Origin of the sequence: uncultured Jannaschia sp. (assembly GCF_947494025.1) — a bacterium.
Taxonomy (GTDB): domain Bacteria; phylum Pseudomonadota; class Alphaproteobacteria; order Rhodobacterales; family Rhodobacteraceae; genus Jannaschia.
In genome coordinates this window covers 1-16,591 of sequence record NZ_CANLTQ010000009.1, presented here as the reverse complement: position 1 = coordinate 16,591, position 16,591 = coordinate 1, and the positions used below count along the sequence as shown (strand labels likewise).

At 61.9% G+C, this 16,591-nt stretch carries 13 protein-coding genes and 4 pseudogenes; 13 read left to right on the top strand and 4 right to left on the bottom strand.

The annotated features are described in order from the left end of the window. Nucleotides 1–57: 57 nt before the first annotated feature. From Q1B08_RS12405 to Q1B08_RS12395, 3 genes and pseudogenes are all read right to left on the bottom strand, one after another. Nucleotides 58–1,207, bottom strand: a pseudogene (locus Q1B08_RS12405) (IS3 family transposase). A 404-nt stretch (nucleotides 1,208–1,611) separates the two neighbouring features. Then, nucleotides 1,612–2,031 carry an FCD domain-containing protein gene (locus tag Q1B08_RS22045; protein ID WP_366140019.1) on the bottom strand — a complete coding sequence of 140 codons (420 nt, stop codon included), beginning with the start codon at nucleotides 2,029–2,031 and terminating at the stop codon, nucleotides 1,612–1,614. A 255-nt stretch (nucleotides 2,032–2,286) separates the two neighbouring features. Continuing rightward, nucleotides 2,287–2,562 carry a GntR family transcriptional regulator gene (locus Q1B08_RS12395; protein WP_299819298.1) on the bottom strand — a complete coding sequence of 92 codons (276 nt, stop codon included), beginning with the start codon at nucleotides 2,560–2,562 and terminating at the stop codon, nucleotides 2,287–2,289. Nucleotides 2,563–2,985: 423 nt separating this feature from the next. Between Q1B08_RS12395 and Q1B08_RS12390 the strand changes: the two genes are divergently transcribed. After that, nucleotides 2,986–3,468, top strand: coding sequence for a metallophosphoesterase family protein (locus Q1B08_RS12390; RefSeq protein WP_299819075.1), 483 nt, complete (start codon nucleotides 2,986–2,988; stop codon nucleotides 3,466–3,468). A gap of 367 nt (nucleotides 3,469–3,835) precedes the next feature. Here Q1B08_RS12390 and Q1B08_RS12385 read toward each other — a convergent pair. Further along, nucleotides 3,836–5,132: pseudogene (locus Q1B08_RS12385) on the bottom strand (IS66 family transposase); the annotation flags it as partial. Nucleotides 5,133–5,224: 92 nt separating this feature from the next. On the opposite strand from Q1B08_RS12385, the gene Q1B08_RS22040 reads away from it, so the two are divergent. The 12 genes and pseudogenes from Q1B08_RS22040 to Q1B08_RS12335 form a co-directional block, all read left to right on the top strand. Further along, a complete protein-coding gene (locus Q1B08_RS22040; RefSeq protein WP_366140012.1) occupies nucleotides 5,225–5,662 on the top strand; it encodes a hypothetical protein in 438 nt (145 codons plus the stop codon). Further along, a complete protein-coding gene (locus tag Q1B08_RS12380; RefSeq protein ID WP_299819072.1) occupies nucleotides 5,631–6,056 on the top strand; it encodes a C-terminal helicase domain-containing protein in 426 nt (141 codons plus the stop codon). Before Q1B08_RS22040 ends, Q1B08_RS12380 begins: the two co-directional genes overlap by 32 nt. A 144-nt stretch (nucleotides 6,057–6,200) precedes the next feature. Then, nucleotides 6,201–9,251: a helicase-related protein gene (locus Q1B08_RS12375; protein ID WP_299819070.1), complete on the top strand. Its 3,051-nt coding sequence runs from the start codon at nucleotides 6,201–6,203 to the stop codon at nucleotides 9,249–9,251. A gap of 1 nt (nucleotide 9,252) precedes the next feature. Further along, nucleotides 9,253–9,429: a hypothetical protein gene (locus Q1B08_RS12370; protein ID WP_299819067.1), complete on the top strand. Its 177-nt coding sequence runs from the start codon at nucleotides 9,253–9,255 to the stop codon at nucleotides 9,427–9,429. Next, nucleotides 9,426–10,100 carry a DUF4391 domain-containing protein gene (locus Q1B08_RS12365; RefSeq protein WP_299819064.1) on the top strand — a complete coding sequence of 225 codons (675 nt, stop codon included), beginning with the start codon at nucleotides 9,426–9,428 and terminating at the stop codon, nucleotides 10,098–10,100. The genes Q1B08_RS12370 and Q1B08_RS12365 overlap by 4 nt, the downstream gene beginning before the upstream one ends. Next, a complete protein-coding gene (locus Q1B08_RS12360; RefSeq protein ID WP_299819062.1) occupies nucleotides 10,100–10,837 on the top strand; it encodes a site-specific DNA-methyltransferase in 738 nt (245 codons plus the stop codon). Before Q1B08_RS12365 ends, Q1B08_RS12360 begins: the two co-directional genes overlap by 1 nt. Continuing rightward, entirely contained in the window at nucleotides 10,771–12,135 is a 1,365-nt protein-coding gene (locus Q1B08_RS12355; protein WP_366140018.1) for a DNA methyltransferase, read from the top strand. Before Q1B08_RS12360 ends, Q1B08_RS12355 begins: the two co-directional genes overlap by 67 nt. 4 nt (nucleotides 12,136–12,139) lie before the next feature. Continuing rightward, the gene (locus Q1B08_RS12350) at nucleotides 12,140–15,217 is read left to right on the top strand and encodes a DEAD/DEAH box helicase family protein (RefSeq protein WP_299819061.1); all 3,078 of its coding nucleotides are present in this window, start codon (nucleotides 12,140–12,142) and stop codon (nucleotides 15,215–15,217) included. 301 nt (nucleotides 15,218–15,518) lie between these two features. After that, nucleotides 15,519–15,896 (top strand): transposase, encoded by a 378-nt coding sequence (locus tag Q1B08_RS12345; protein WP_299819059.1) that lies wholly within the window; start codon nucleotides 15,519–15,521, stop codon nucleotides 15,894–15,896. Then, nucleotides 15,896–16,072, top strand: a pseudogene (gene tnpB, locus Q1B08_RS22035) (IS66 family insertion sequence element accessory protein TnpB); the annotation flags it as partial. The gene Q1B08_RS12345 and the pseudogene tnpB (Q1B08_RS22035), both read left to right, overlap by 1 nt. Nucleotides 16,073–16,088: 16 nt before the next feature. Continuing rightward, nucleotides 16,089–16,247: an IS66 family insertion sequence element accessory protein TnpB gene (gene tnpB / locus Q1B08_RS12340; RefSeq protein WP_366140011.1), complete on the top strand. Its 159-nt coding sequence runs from the start codon at nucleotides 16,089–16,091 to the stop codon at nucleotides 16,245–16,247. Between the two features lie 55 nt (nucleotides 16,248–16,302). Continuing rightward, nucleotides 16,303–16,591 (top strand): annotated as a pseudogene (locus tag Q1B08_RS12335) (hypothetical protein); the annotation flags it as partial.

The following is a 16,591-nucleotide window of genomic DNA, read 5'->3' as shown; positions in this document are numbered from 1 at the left end:
CTATCGAGCGGTCCGGTTTCAGTCTTAGTGCATGACGGGTCTCGGCGCCAAGATCGTTTATTGAGGTGGGGATGATCCGCCGTCACAGGACGGCCAGTGAATGGCCTCGGGAGCTGGTGGTCGATAGCCCAGCGATGAGTGAGGCCGCGCTGTATTGTAGTGAACCTTCCACACCTCGATCACCACGCGGGCCTCGGCCAGCGAGTAGAAGATCTCGCCGTTCAACAGCTCGTCACGGAGCTTCGAGTTGAAGCTCTCGCAATACCCGTTCTCCCAAGGACTCCCCGGTTCGATGAACGCCGTCTTCGCGCCCACGGCGTCGATTCAATCCCGCACCGCCTTGGCGATGAACTCTCGCCCGTTATCTGAGCGAACGTGGCCGGGCACGCCGCGCAGGATGAACAGGTCCGTCAGGGCATCGACCACCGCGGTCGAATTGAGCTTCCTGTCGATCCTGATCGCCAGGCACTCTCGGGTGAATTCGTCGACGACGTTGAGCATTCGGAACTTCCTCCCGTCGTGCGTCCGGCTCTCGACGAAGTCGTAGGACCAAACGTGGTTCGGCCGCTCCGGCCGCAGACGGATGCACGATCCGTCGTTCAGCCAGAGCCGGCCCTTCTTGGGTTGTCTCGAGGGCACCTTCAGCCCCTCCCGCCGCCATATCTGCTCGACACGCTTCACATTCACGGCCCAGCCCGCATCCCGAAGAAGAGCCGCGATCCGGCGGTAGCCGTAGCGCCCGTATTGGGCTGCGAGCGCGATGATGTCCACCGTCAGAGCATCATCGTCGGGACGGCCCCGCGGCATCTTCCGCTGGGTAGAGCGATGCTGTCCAAGTACGCGACAGACTCCGAAACGGAGAACTTTTGCCTGACATGATCGACACAGGCTCGGCGACGGGCGGGGCTCAGAAGTTTTGCTGACGCAGACCTTCGGTTCCCGAGGCGGCCTCCCGGAGGATCAGCTTCTCGAGCGTGATATCGGACACCGCCTTCCGTAGCCGCTCGTTCTCTTTCTCAAGCTCCTTGAGGCGCTTCACCGGGTCGATCTTCAGCCCACCGAACTCTTTGCGCCAGCGGTAATAGGTGAACTGCGTCACCCCGATCGACCGCACCGCCTCGGCCACCGATCGGCCCTGCGATACCAACACGTCGACCTGCCGAAGCTTCGCGACGATCTCCTCCGGCTGGTGTTTCTTCTGTCCCATTCCTTCGTCCTCCATCTGGCTTGAAAGCCTACTTCAGGGAGGACCACTTTTCTGGGGGCAGACCACCACCTGATCCAGCAACGACAGTCTGGTGACGGACAAGCTGCCGCAGCGCCCCCTCAACGAATACCAAATCAGAGGACGATTAGCGCGGCGGCGCCATCAGGCGCCTTTCAGCGGGTCACAAAGCATAGGACCGTCCAAAACGCCGGCTCGCTCCGGACCGTACGCCCAGGCCGCATATCTCCGAACAAGTATTTCCAACCTGTCCGTGACACGGGGGGCACTCTATCAACGGTGTGGTAGCGGCTCAGGGCAGACGTGGATATTCCGCCCGGTTACGTTGGTGGACTCTCGATGGGTGTCATCGACGAGCTTCCGGCAAGCAAAGCCTCGGACACACATTAAGCCGAAACGTAATCAACTTCGTAGCAAGGATTGCTCTCAAGAAACTTGCGGAGCCTGATTTCAGACCGTCCACGTGACATCTCAAGATGGTGGACTAATGCGGAGGCGGCATCTTCGATTGCCCCGACGGCAAGAGCCACGAGGATGTCGCGATGCTCCCGCACCATGGAAGGGACCGGATCACCCTCCCGGCCGACCGCCGCTTGGATATGCTTTCCCGCATAGAGCATGCAGTTCGAAATCTTCAAAGCGCGCGGCAGCTCGACGTTCCGGGCATGGCCAATGCAGTCGACGTGGAGGTCGTATTCGAGCCGGTCCATCGCGAGGCGCGCGTCGTCCTCGTCCCCGGCGAGCAGCCTCCCGCAGCGATCGATCATTTCGGCAATACCTGCCCGCGGGATGCGGTCCGCCGCCATCCGCAATGCCGCCGGCTCCAGCATCAACCTCAAGTGGTAGAGGTCGTCAAACCGGTCGTCGTCGAACGCGACGACGGACCAACGCGACCGTCGGTCTCGCGATACGATGCCAACTTCCTGCGCGTGCAGGAGGAGATCGCGGGCAACGGTGCGTCCAACGTCGAAATGCCGGGACAGGGCAAGCTCGTTTAGCACACCGGTCCCGTAGAGGGATCGCAAAATGATCTCGCGCTCGAACGCGTACCAGAATTCCTGCTAGGCCGGCATGCGGGGACCGGTTATCTCCGCGTGGTCGGTCAACGACGGGAACATTCCCCGTGTAACCGGGATCCGAACCGGATCCCGCGCGCGCCCGACGAGCAGGCCACGGCCATCGAAGGCATGGAGCAGTCCCTCGCGCTCAAGCAGTCGAAGGGCTTGCCGCACCGGGCTGCGGCTAGCGCCGAAGATTTCCGCGAGCGGTCCCTCGAGAAGCACGCGACCCTCCTCAAGAGCGCCAGTCGCGATCCCATTTCGCAGGACATCGGCGATGCGCGTGTAGGCGTGCCGCGCGGCAGGCCTTGTCTTGGCGCGAAGGTCGGCACTTTCAGTGCAAGAGCGGGCGACAACTCTCCTGACAGAGGGGGGTGGCGTGCGGCGCGTGGATCGGATTGGACCCGATCCATGCGCAACGGGCTGGCGAAACGTTCAGGCGGACGCATCACAATTCGCCTCCAGCGCCCTGATGAAGGACCTGCAATGCCTGACGAAGCCCTCCTCCGAACGATGCGGTCGTCCAGCCACCTCGCAGTATCCGCGGACGACGGGTCGGTTCGGACCTTCGCTGCGAATTGTATCAAGAAATGACCAAAGTGATAACGGTCACCGTGGACAAAGCTGCCTAGGCTTGACTTTCGCTTGTCACGATGACGCTGCGGCACCCTCTTTGCAGGAACAGGATCTACACCCATTCAAATGTTCAGCCAGCCATCCCCCAAGGAACGGATCGGCGTTATCTCCGACACCCACGGACTGCTACGCTCCGAGGCTCTGGAGGCTCTCGAAGGCGTCGACTGCATTCTTCATGCGGGTGATATCGGCAATCCCGGCCACCTCGAGTCGCTGGCGCGCATTGCCCCGGTGACGGCGATCCGCGGCAATATCGACCGCGGCGACTGGGCCAAGGCCCTGCCGGAGACGGTAAGCCTTTCGGTCGGAGGCTTGCGCATTCACATGATCCACGATCGCAAAGCCTTGCAGGCCGATCCAGAGGCCGAGAGGTGGGACGTCGTGATCTCGGGGCATTCCCACAAGCCCAGCATCGACGAGACTGCTGGCGTACTCTGGCTGAACCCCGGTGCCTCCGGCCCCCGGCGCTTCCGTCTGCCCGTCACACTGGCCTACCTCTGGGAGGAAGCCGGCCGGCCCCGCGCCATCATCCATCCCTTGCCCCTCTGATTCACTTCTGCCTGCAAGCAATCTTCTGAACCGCACGGGGTCTGCCAAAAGCTGGCTGTTGTAGCGCTATCAACATCACGACCCCACTCCGCACGGTAAGTACGCAACGAGTTTTCGAGACGAATACCCTCGTCAGCGGTCGAGCGATCACAGCCGGACGACGAGCCAATCTATTAGGGTGTCGCGGACCTCCACCGCATCGGCGTCGTCGAGCAGGGAATGGCGTCCCTCCGCAATCGCCAAGAGTCCGGCGCCCTCGGAGGACACCGACGCGACGAAGCCCCACCTTGAAAGGGCTCTTTCCAAACATGTCAAAGCCATCGCTGCCGGTGCTTTAGTGTAAGCGGCGGCTGCGCCCCACGGCGTTTCAGCTTGTGTGCTTGAAGTTCCAGGGGAGGAGTTCGTCGATCGCGGAGTGGGGGTGACCGTTGGCGATCGCCTCGAGGGTCGCCTTGAGGTAGGCGAAGGGTTCGACCCCGTTGATCTTCGCCGTTTCGATCAGCGACGCGATGCGGCCCCATGCCTTGCCGCCCTCATCGTGACCCGCGAAGAGCACATTCTTCCGGTTCAAGGCGATCGGCCGGATGAGGTTCTCGACGCCGTTGGAGTCGATTTCAACGCGGCCGTCATGGAGGAAGGTCTGAAGGCCGTCCCAATGGCGGTGGATACAAGCGAGCTTTTCCCCCAGACGGGACTTGGCCGAGACGCGCAGGCGCTGCTCCTGGAGCCACTCGCCGAAGGCGGCGACCAGAGGTGCGGTCCTCACCTTTCGTGCCGACAGGCGCTGGCCCGGGTCGATGCCCAGGATGTCGGTCTCTACGGCGTAGAACTCGGCGATGCGCCGCAGGCCCTCGGCGGCGATCTCGGAGCCGTCGCGATCGAAGACCTCCTTCAGCTTGCGTCGTGCATGCGCCCAGCAGTGGGCCATGCGGATCGAACCTCCGCTTTTCCGGGAGGGGCGCGTAAGGCGGTTGTAGCCGGTATAGCCATCGAGTTGCAGCGTGCTGTCGAAGCCGCGCAAGACCCTCTCGGCGTTCTGCCCGCCGCGATCTGGCGTGTGGAAGAAGACCACCCCGGGTGGATCATCACCGCCCCAGCCGCGATCGTCGCGCGCGAGGGCCCACAGGTAGCCCGTTTTCGTTCTTCCCCGCCCCGGGTCCAGCACTGGCGCCGTGGTCTCGTCCATGAAGAGTTTGCCGGAGGATTTCAGATGTTCGGCCAGCCGGTCAACGACGGGCCGCAGATGGAAGCCAGCGACACCGACCCAGTCCGCCAGCGTGCTGCGGTGGATATTGACGCCCGACCGGGCGAGGATCTGGCTCTGGCGATACAATGGAAGATGGTTGGCATACTTGCTGACCAGCACATGGGCAATGGCTCCCTCGGTGGCAGGCCGCCTTCGATGAGGGATGCAGGCGCGCTCGCCATCGTTCTCGAACCGATGGCGCACGATGGCTCGCCCTGCGTAACGCCGTCGGTGCAGATGCGACACGCATATTTCGGGCGGATGTTGGCGATCACCCGCAGTTGCGCGGGCACGATGTCGAGACGCTCCGATCCTCGCCGATCCTGTGCATCTGCCCGCAGCCACACGGGCATTCGAAGCTGTTCGGTTCGACGATCTGCTCGGTTCGCGGCAAGTCCGCAGGCAGGTTCCCACGGTTGCGCTGCGCCGGAGCGACCTTGCGGCGCAGCCCGGGGTCGTACGGTCCACGCCTCGGACGGGACGGCGGCGGAGCGAGCCAGCGAGCGGGCCGTGCTGACGGCGGGCGCGACCACGCGGCCTCTGGTCCTCGATAGCTACACTGCGCTGCTGCTCGAGGATCTCGGTTTGCTCGAAGTCGTCGCGAGCGCTTTCCAATGCGTCCTGTTGCCTAGCTCCTTAATGAACGAACTGAGTGCGCATGCCGAGACGTTCGTGGGAGCAGGAGACGAGCCAACTTTTTCTCTCTCCTTCGAGGATGGGCGGATTGTTAAGACCGAACAGCGTCCGGAAGACAACGCTGTGACGCATCAACACATGACTGGCCTGATTGCCCAGCTGCGAGATACGGTCGAGGTCGTGGGGACGGAGATGCCTGAACGGCTTACCCGAAGCCGGCGCGCATCTTGTCCCGGTCGCGCACATCGGGAACGCGCAGACGGCGCTGGAAGAGGTCGAGGTGATCCGCGACGCTGCGCTGAGGCTGCTTAAAGGGACCTATACGGACCGAAGGGGAACGGCCCGGCCGATGCAGCCCGAGGACATCGTCGTCGTCGCCCCCTACAACCTGCAGGTAAATGCGCTGCGCGCGGTGCTGCCCAACGCCATCCGCGTCGGCACAGTCGACAAGTTTCAGGGACAGGAGGCGGCGGTCTGCCTCGTTTCGATGACCGCGTCTTCAGGTGACGACTTGCCGCGCGGGCTTGAGTTCTTGCTGTCGCTGAACCGCATCAACGTCGCCGTCTCACGTGCCAAGGCGCTGGCCCTGGTTTTCGCTTCGCCGCGGTTGCTGGAGGCGAAGTGTTCCACCGTCGAGCAGATGGCGATGGTCAATACGCTCTGCGTGCTTCGTGAAGGCTCGGTCGACTCGGATTTGCCGTGCTAGTAGAGAAGCAAACAGACGGTAGTCAATCTTAGCATCGCAGTATTCGTGCCCGCATCTTCATTCTCAACGAGGATTAAGATCGCGTTAACTTTCACTAAGGCAATGTGAGCTTGTCGCGGTCGAAGAATCCCGGAGGCACGTTTTTTGGATGTAATCGATAACGTCTCGGTACTTTTCGGTGACGATTTAGCTGCCACTTTACAGCAAGGCGATCATGTCCGCTGCGTTGCCCCTTCCTTCTCCATATACGCCTTCGAAGCTTTACGGGTAAAGCTCGAGCAAATTGACCGCTTCGACTTCATCTTTCCGGGTCCATCATTTGTCACGGACGGAGTCGGGGCCGCGCCACCACATCGTCAGTTCATCATTCCCCCGACCATGCGTCCACGTGATCTCACGGGCACACCTTTCGAAATTCGCTTGCGCAACCGCATGACGGCGCGGGCGACGGCGCAGGAGTGTGCACAATGGATCAGGTCTTCTGCGCGGTTCAAAGCGAACGTCGCAGGTGGGAACGTACCCGGGTTCCTATCCCTAGAGAGGACCGACGAATTTACAACATACACGAATCTATCAGGCTTTACGGCCTCCGACTTGGGCTATGAACCCGATGGCGGGCTGAGCATGATCAACAAGTCGATCGACCGCGCTCCTGGCGAGCGGTACTGTCAAGTCTTCGATCAACTCTGGAGCGATCAAGCTCGATTAGAGGACGTTACTGAAGCCCTCTGTCGTCAGATCGAGGCGACCTATGCGGAGAACTCGCCGTCGCGCATCTACCACCTCATCTTGGCGTTCATATTCGGAACGTTTCTCGACGAAGTGAGCGAAGACACCCTGCCCAATGATAGGACAGGCTACCGCGACACAAAAGTCTGGAGCACGCTTTATAAGTTTCAGCAGGATGCTGTGGTCGGCCTCATCAACAAGCTGGAGACGTTCAACGGTTGCATCCTCGCCGACAGCGTCGGCTTGGGGAAGACGCTCACGGCGCTTGCAGTGATAAAATACTACGAACTGCGCAACAAGTCCGTCCTCGTCCTTTGCCCCAAAAAGCTCTCAGAGAACTGGCGGACCTATAATCGCAACTTGACCACTAACATCCTCCATGAGGACCGGCTGCGCTACGACGTGCTTGCGCATACGGATCTGCTGCGCACGGGCGGTGAGTCGATGGGAATGCCGCTCAACCAAGTCAACTGGGGCAACTACGATCTCGTTGTGATCGACGAGTCGCATAATTTCCGCAATGACAATGCGACTCAGGACGACGGCGAGACAGGAACGCGCTACCGTGCACTTCTTAACAAGGTCATTCGAGCGGGCGTGCGCACGAAAGTGCTGATGCTCTCGGCCACGCCGGTCAACAACCGCTTCTCAGACCTACGTAACCAACTGGCGCTTGCCTACGAGGGCGACTCCGGTCAGCTGACAAGCAAGCTGAAGAGCGCGCAAAGCGTCGAGGAGACGATTCGTCGGGCCCAACGGGCTTTCAATGAATGGCAAGACCTCCCCGTCGAGGAGCGTACGCCGGACGCCATCCAAGCGCGGCTCGACTTCGACTTTTTCGAGTTGCTGGACGCTGTGACGATTGCCCGATCGCGACGGCATATCACGACCCACTACGACACAACCGAGATCGGACGGTTCCCCGACAGGCTACCGCCGCAATCCTTCCGCTGCGCGTTGACCGAGCGCGACGACGTCCCTGACTTCAATGACATCTACGAGCGGCTTTCGGACCTTACACTCGCAGTCTATGCGCCGCTGACCTACGTGCTGCCAAGCAGAGTGGCAGCCTACGAAGAGCGCTACGATACGCGCACGGCTACCAACCGTCTGCGTCACCAAGACCGGGAAGCGTCGATCAAGTCGCTGATGCGAGTCAACTTGCTTAAGCGTCTTGAAAGCTCCGTTGCTGCGTTCTGTATCACCTTGCAGAAGTTGGTCGACCAGCATTGCAACACGCTCGACGCGATTGCCGCGTTCGAACGCAGCGGGAACGGCGGCGTCACCGTCACGGAAATGGAGGATGAGGACAACTTGCCCTCCATCGGCACGAGCCTACAGCGAGGTGACGTCGAGATTGCCTTCGCCGATCTGGATCTCGTTACCTATAAGCGCGAGCTTGAAGCCGACGTGGCACTCCTCGACGCGTTGCTGACAGACGTTGCGCACGTGACGCCGACGCACGACACGAAGCTACAGCACGCGCTCGACTACGTCGCAGCGAAAGCGAAAGCGCCGCTCAACGACGGCAATCGAAAGGTGCTGATATTTACGGCGTTCGCCGATACGGCCGAGTATCTTTACCGGGAACTCGGTCAGACGATCCATGGCCGCGACGGGCGCCACGCGGCCTGCGTTACGGGGTCGGGTAACCCGCGTACGACGCTAGGCACGGGTTTCGCATTCAACGACGTCCTCACCCTGTTCAGCCCTGGCTCGAAGCGCGCTGACCTTTTGATGCCGAACGAAGACCGTCGCGTGGACGTGCTGATCGCAACCGATTGCATTTCCGAGGGGCAGAACCTTCAAGATTGCGACGTCGTTGTAAATTACGACATCCACTGGAATCCGGTTCGGATCATTCAGCGCTTCGGCCGCGTCGATCGGATCGGGTCGCCCAACGAGCGGATCCAGCTGGTGAATTATTGGCCGGATATCTCGCTCGACGATTACATCAATCTCAAGGACCGGGTGGAGAACCGGATGGTCATCGCCGACATGACCGCGACGGGCGACGACAACCCACTCGATCATCATGGTCTACCGGCGCGAGCAACTGCGCCGCTTGCAGGACGAGGTGATCGAGCCGGAAGATGTCCGTCAAGGTGTGTCGATCACAGACCTTGGGCTGAACGACTTCCGCATGGACCTCGTATCCTGGGTTCGAGAGCACGGCTCGCTCGACAATGCTCCGTTGGGTATGCATGCGATCGTGACGACTACGGCGAGCATGCCGCCGGGCGCAATCTTTTGTCTGCGCAACCTTCAGGCCGGCGATCAGCTGGCCTCGCACAACCGGTTGCACCCGTACTACCTTGTCTACGTCCGCATGAACGGTACGGCGCATGTCCGACACACCGACTCCAAGCGTGTCCTCGACCTACTGCGCGGAGCGGCCAAGAACAGGACCGAGCCCGATCCCAACCTCTTCCGCCCGTTCAACGAAGAGACGCAGGACGGACGTGAGATGACGACTTATTCAGACCTGCTGGGCGACGCCGTGCGCTCGATGGTAGAAACCAAGGCGGGTCGGGACGTGGATTCACTCTTCGGAGACGGGCCGACTACGGCGCTCGTGGGCGACGTGGCGGGGCTGGACGATTTTGAGCTGATCGCCTTCGTGGTGGTCCGCGACGCGGCATGACGGGCCTCTTCGCTTGGCCACAGGGGGCGCGGTTCGACCAGAGGGTACCACGCGACCGCCTCTTCGCGCAGGCGGGTGGCGGTAAGACGATCCGCGCGCTTTATGCCGACCAGGTCGAGCGCATCACCTGGACGCACAAGCTGTTCGAGCGGTCAATCAATCTCGCTCTCGGTGACGGGGTCGAGGAGATCGTCGTGCTGGAGGTCGCGCTCAAGGGCGACCGGCTCGACGACAAGGTCTTGGCCCATATCGATGCCGCCCTGCCGCGGCACACGCTGTTCGAGTTGCGCCGCGGGGCCGAAGCGGCGATGGCAGTGGCTTACAAACGCCAGGACGAAAGCGATGCCTCCCGCATGGTAGTCGGACCCCATGTCCGGCAGGAATGGCAGCCGGAAGACGGGCCGCGCGTGCCGCTTCCCCCCGCAACGCATCTGGGCAGCCTCTATGCCGGCCTGCTACGGTCGCTCTGGCCCCATCCGCACCGAACGGGAGAAAGTTTGCGCGATCAGGCCGAACGGGTCGCGGCCGCAATGGTCGAGCGGCGGAAGGTGGATAGGATGGCGGGTTGCGTGAGGCGTGAGACGAGCTTTGCGCGGCAGGTCGAGTTGAACAGGGAATTGCGGGAGGCGCAGCGGCGCCTGGCCGCGCTCACGCAGATGAAGGATGCATGATGGACGGCACAGACGGGCAGAAGATGGATCCGATCAAGAAGCTGGACCCGGCCACGCCCGACCTCGCCCGCCAGAACGCGGAGCGGATCGCGGAGCTTGTCCCCGAGGTCGTGACCGAGGGGCCGGACGGTGAGGGGCCGCATATCGACTTCGACCTCCTGCGCCAAGCGCTATCGGATCACCTCGTGGAGGGGCCGACAGAGCGCTACCGGCTCGACTGGCCGGGCAAGCGGCAGGCGATGCTGCTGGCCAACACGCCGACCACCAAGACGCTGCGCCCGGTGCGCGAGGACAGCGTGGACTTCGACACCACGCGGAACCTGTTCATCGAGGGCGACAACTTGGAGGCGCTGAAGATCCTTCAGGAGACGTATTTGGGGAAGGTGAAGATGATCTACATCGACCCGCCCTACAACACGGGCAAGGACTTCATCTACCGCGACGACTTCCGCCGCTCGGCGGGCGAGGAGTTGGAGGCGTCGGGGCAGGCCGACGAGGAGGGGCGGCTGGTCGCGAACACGGAGGCCAACGGGCGCTTCCACTCGGACTGGCTAAGCATGATGGCTCCGCGCCTGAAGCTGGCGCGGTCGCTGCTGCGAGATGATGGGGTGATTTTTGTAAGTATTGATGAAGGAGAGCACTCCAGAATGCGCGGAATGCTCGACACCATATTCGGTCAGGAAAACGCGGTTTCGGATTTGGTCTGGGCTGGCGGAAGAAAAACGATTCCCGGCTGATCTCGACATCGCATGAATACATAGTCTGCTACGCGAAAAGCGTCGAAAGTCTGCGCGCGGACGATACGACTTGGCGTCAGCGCAAGGACGGCCTCGACGCGATTTATTCGCAGGCAAAGAAGCTGCGGCGCGCGCACGGTGACGACTTTAAAGCATCAACCCAAGGACTGAAGGACTGGTTTAAGGGCTTGGATGATGGACATCCCGCCAAGCGGCACAAGCACTATTCTCACATTGATAGACGCGGAATATACTTTCCGGACAATATTTCGTGGCCTGGCGGCGGTGGCCCGAAGTATGAGGTGCTGCATCCCGACACGCGTAGACCTGTCAAAGTTCCCTCGCGCGGATGGATGACAGCCGATCCGGAAAAGATGCAGGAATGGATCGCGGACGAGCGAGTGCATTTCGGAGAAACGGAAGACAGCGTCCCCTGCATCAAGGCCTACCTTGCCGACCGTGAGGACGAAGTTCCCTATAGCGTGTTCTACCAAGACGGTCGCGCTGCGTCGAAGCGGCTACGAACGTTGATGGACGGAACCGTCTTCGATTTTCCGAAGGACGAAGAGGTTCTTCAGAAGGTCATCGAGTTCGTCACTGATGACGGCGATATGGTCATGGACTTTTTCGCCGGGTCATCATCGACAGCTCATGCCATTATCAAGCAATCCGTCAAGGACGGCGAGCACAGACCATTTGTTATGATCCAATGGCCAGAAGACATCGATGAGAAGAACCCAGCATATGGCGAGTACCCGAGCATCGCGGCCTTATCGCGCGAACGCATCCGCCGCGCCGGGCATAAGATCCTCACCGACCACCCCGATGCCAAGGACTCGCTCGACGTCGGCTTTCGTGCCTTCCGCATCGACGACTCCAACTTTCACGACACCCGCCTAACCGTAGCGGACGCCGCCGCCGTCGCCACGGACGACGCCAAACGGGCTGACCTGCTCGACGGTCTGACCTCGCACATCAAGGACGGCCGCACGGACGAGGACCTGCTGTTCGGCGCACTGCTCGCCTGGGGCGTGGACATCACCCTGCCGGTGCGCCGCGATCGCGTAGAGGGCCGAGACGTCCTGTTGGTCGACGCGCCCGATGACACTGCCGAGCGCGCGGCCCTGATCGCCTGCTTCGCCCGCGACGTAGACGTGAACCTCGCCGCCGCGCTCGCCGCCCTCAAGCCCCTGCGCGTCGTCTTCCGCGACGACGGCTTCGTGGACGACGCCACTAAGGAGAACGTGGCCAGCCGCTTCCAGCAGCTCGCCCCCGACACCACGCTGCGGGTGCTGTGATCCGATGAGCGACACCGTCCAGCAGTTCAAGACGCTCCCCCATCAGGACCGCGCCGCCGAGGCGGTCGTCGCCTGCTTCGAAGGCCAGCCCCGCGATCCGGGGCCGGCCTATATGATCGACCCCGGCGCGCAGGCTTCCACCCAGGCCGAGCTGTTCACCGGCACCCGCAACGCCCCCGTGGCGCTGAAGGACGACCAGCTGCTCGCCAACATCCGTTCCATCCAGGCCAAGGCCCTCCTGCCGCCCTCCGAGACGCTGACCCGCACGGACGCGGCACCCATTAACCTCGACGTCGAGATGGAGACGGGAACTGGCAAGACCTACGTCTACATCGACACGATGTACCGCCTGCACCGCGATTACGGCTGGTCAAAATTCATCATCGTTGTCCCCTCGATTGCCATTCGAGAAGGCGTGTTCAACACGTTCCAAGACACCGAGGCGCACTTCCAGGGCAAGTACGGCCACAAGGTTCGCCGGTTCATCTACAACTCCAGCCGGCTGGAGCAGCTGACGACCTTCTCCGAGGATCGCGGTCTGCACTGCATGATCATCAACAGCCAGGCCTTCACCGGCGACGTGGACGCCGCGAAGAAGGCGAGAGAAGGCAAGAAGGCCGGCGGCGGACGGGTCATCTTTGACACGCCCGACAAGTTCGGCTCCCGACGCCCCATCGACGTAATCGCTGCAAACCGGCCGATCCTGATCCTGGACGAGCCGCAGCGGTTGGATGGCCCGAAGGTCAAAGCAGCGCTCGGCCTATTCAAGGCACCCGTCGCGCTGCGCTACTCCGCAACGCACAAGACACGGCACGACCTCGTCCACCGTCTCGACGCGCTCGACGCCTACAACGCCAAGCTCGTGAAGCGGATCATGGTGCGCGGCGTGACTTCGAAGGGCCTGGGCGGCACCACCGGCTACATGGTGCTGGAGGCGTTCGAGCGGCGCGGCAGTCAAGCCCCGCGCGCGCGGCTTCACATGGAGGTCGCCAAGAAGGGCGGCGAGCCGCGCCGCATATCCCGCTGGGTCGAGAAGGGATCGAACCTGTACGAGATGTCGGGCGGGCTCGACCAGTACGAGGGCCTGCTGATCGAGGACATGCATGCAGGGGAGGGCTGGCTGTCCTTCACGACCCGGGACCGCATTCAGTTGGGCGAGATCAATGGCACCGAGGACCAAAGCGCCGTCCGCCGCATCCAGATCCGCGAGACGATCCGCGCCCATTTCGAGCGCGAGCGCCAGCTCCACGACCGCGGGATTAAGGTCCTATCGCTATTCTTCATCGATGAGGTTGCGAAGTACCGCCTCTACAGCGAGGACGGGGACGCGACGGCGGGCGAGTATGCCCGGATGTTCGATGAGGAGTATCAAGCTGCGGTCGACGAATTGGGCGAACTCGACGCGACCGATGAGGCCTGGCATCGTTATGTTCAGCGCGATGCGGCGACCGCCGTTCACGAGGGCTACTTCTCCGTCGACAAGAAGACGGGACGTCTAAGCGATCCTGACGTTCACGGTCGAGGTGACGAAGCAGGGGAGGCGAAGGGATCCGACTCTTACGACCTGATCCTGAAGAACAAGGGCCGCCTGTTGTCGCTGGACGAGCCCGTACGCTTCATTTTTTCACACTCCGCCCTGCGCGAAGGCTGGGATAACCCGAACGTCTTTCAGATCTGCACACTTAAGCACTCGGACAACGAGGTTGGTAAGCGCCAGGAGGTCGGGCGCGGCCTACGCATTTCCGTTGATAAGGACGGCAGCCGGATGGACGGCCCGAACGTCCACGATATTAATCTGCTGACTGTCGTCGCGTCCGAGAGCTACGAGGATTTCGCCAAGGCGCTTCAGGACGAGATGCGCGAAGCGCTGAAAGGGCGTCCTCTGGAGGCGAACGAGGCCTTCTTTACCGGCAAGGTAATCAAGACCGAGGATGGTGACATCACGGTCGACGAGGCGATGGCACGCAAGCTGCACCGCTGGCTTGTCCGAGCGGGCTACGTTGACGATGCCGATCGTATCGAACCGTCCTATCATCAACATAAGGAGAAAGGCCTACTCGCTACCATGCCAGACGACCTCGCCCCGATCCAAGAAGGTCTTCTGGCCCTCGTGGACACGGTCTTCGATCCGTCACAGGCCGCGAAAATCGTCGGTAACGGTCGTACGACGGTCACGCCCCGGCTGCGCCGCGAGAACTTCGACAAAGCAGCGTTCCAGGAATTATGGGGCCGGATCAACCGCAAGGCCGTCTACTTCACCGCCTTCGACACCGCCGCGCTGATCGAGGCCGCCATCCGTCGGCTCGACAAAGACTTGAGCGTGCCTAAGCAGCAAGTTGTCGTTACGGGCGGTGCACAGAAACAGACGCTCGACGCCGATGCGGTGCGCTCGGGACAAAGCTTCAAGCTGGACCGTGCCGCGACCGAGCTGGTTGCGAGCGTCGGGAGCACAATCCGCTACGACCTCGTCGGCCGCCTAGCAGGCGAGACGCGTCTAACTCGCCAGACTACGGGGTCGATCCTCAAGAGAATTAAAGGGCAGACCTTCGCCATGTTTGGCCAGAACCCCGAGACATTCATCAAGAAGGCTGCCGATTTGATCAGGGCCGAGAAGGTTCGCCTCGCCATCGAACGGCTGCGCTATGACAAGACTATGGAGATCCACGACGCCGCAATTTTTACGTCGGATCAGCCGACCGTCGACATGGCCCGAACGCTTGAATCGTCGCGGTCCGTTTTCGATCACGTCGTGACGGATTCCGATACGGAGCTTGCGTTCGCGGCTAAGCTGGAAGGCGAGGACCGGGTTGTCGTCTATGCCAAGCTCCCACGGGGCTTCGTCATTCCGACGCCTGGCGGCGACTATAACCCCGACTGGGCCATCGCCTTGGATAACCGAGACGCTGGAACCAAGCATATCTATTTCGTCGCGGAGACGAAGGGATCAATGCAGGACGAGGACTTGCGGCCCGGTGAACGACAGCGCATCGAATGCGCAAGCCAGTTCTTTGACGATGTCGTGGACGACGTGCGCTACGAAAAGATCGATGGGTACGATGAGCTGATGAACCTGATCACTTAGCGTGACAATGGAACAGGTGCCTTCGCAACGAAGGATCGTGGTATTTCAGCGTAGTCTGGACCCAGCTTGAAAGACGAAGGCCTCAATGAAACGGCTTCTCCTCGCAGCAGCGGCTCTGGCGGCTGGCCCGGTCCTCGCACAGGACACGGAATCCGCTACGCTGTTGGACCGGTTCCTTGCGTAAGCGGCGGCTAAGCCCCGCCTTCCGGCTGGTCTGACGAGTTGCGAATGCATCCCTGTGATGAGGCAGGGAGTGCTTTTCGCAATGTGTTCTACGAATGCGTTTCTCAGATCGCTGGGTGTGGAGATCCATGCGTCGGGGCATCGGCGCTGGCTGGACGAGGTGAAGGCGCAGGCCGTCGCGGAGACCCTGTGGGCGGGGGCCACGGTGAAGGATGTCGCCGCGCGGTTCGGGGTCCAGCCCAACCAGCTGTCTGCTTGGCGGCGCCAGGCGAAGAACGGCGATCTGGTTCTACCGGTGCCGGAGGACGATGCGCTCGAGGCGGTCTTCGCGCCGCTGGTCGTGCGTGACGCCGAGCCTCCCGTTCGTGGCGCCGAAGCCACTCGTACGCCGGCCGAGATCCGGATCGGCATCGGCGAGGTCGTGGTCCATCTCGATGCTTCGACCCCGGCCGCACGCGTCGCCGAGATCGCCCGTGCCCTTGTCGAGCCCTCGTGATGCTGCCGTCGCACAAGATGCGCATCCTGGTGGCGACGCAGCCGGTGGACTTCCGAAAGGGGCATGACGGGCTGGCGGCCCTGGTCCAGTCGGCTCTGAAGGAAGACCCGATCACCGGCACGGTGTTCGTCTTCCAGGCCAAGCGGGCGGATCGACTGAAGATCCTGTTCTGGGACGGGACGGGGGCTGGTGATGGCCTACAAGCGCTTGGAAGAGACGACCTTCGCGTGGCCCACGATCGGGGACGGCGTGATGACACTAAACCGGGCGCAGTTCGAGGCCCTGTTCTCGGGCTTGGACTGGCGCAAGGTTCGGGCGCTGGAAGCCCGGAAACCGGCTGCGGCGGAATGACTCTCCGCAGTCGAAACCGCGTTTCTTTCTAGTTGGTTCGGGGTATCTTCGCAGCATGCCCGCCGCCAAGATCGACCTGTCGAGCCTGCCCGAGGGCCAGCGCGATATCATCGCCGACCTCCTGCGGGAGCACGCAAATCTGCTGGCTGCGAACGCGGTCCTGAAGGCGGAAGCCGTCGACCTGAAGCAGATCGTCGAGCGGCTCGAGCATCTGGTCGCCGAGCTGAACCATGTCGTGCATGGCAAGAAGTCCGAGAAGCTCGGCGACGGTATTTGTCAAAGGAGTTGTCGCCTGTCCTTGTTTTCAGGCTGCTCGCTCGGCAGGGCCGGCCATGGGGCCGCCG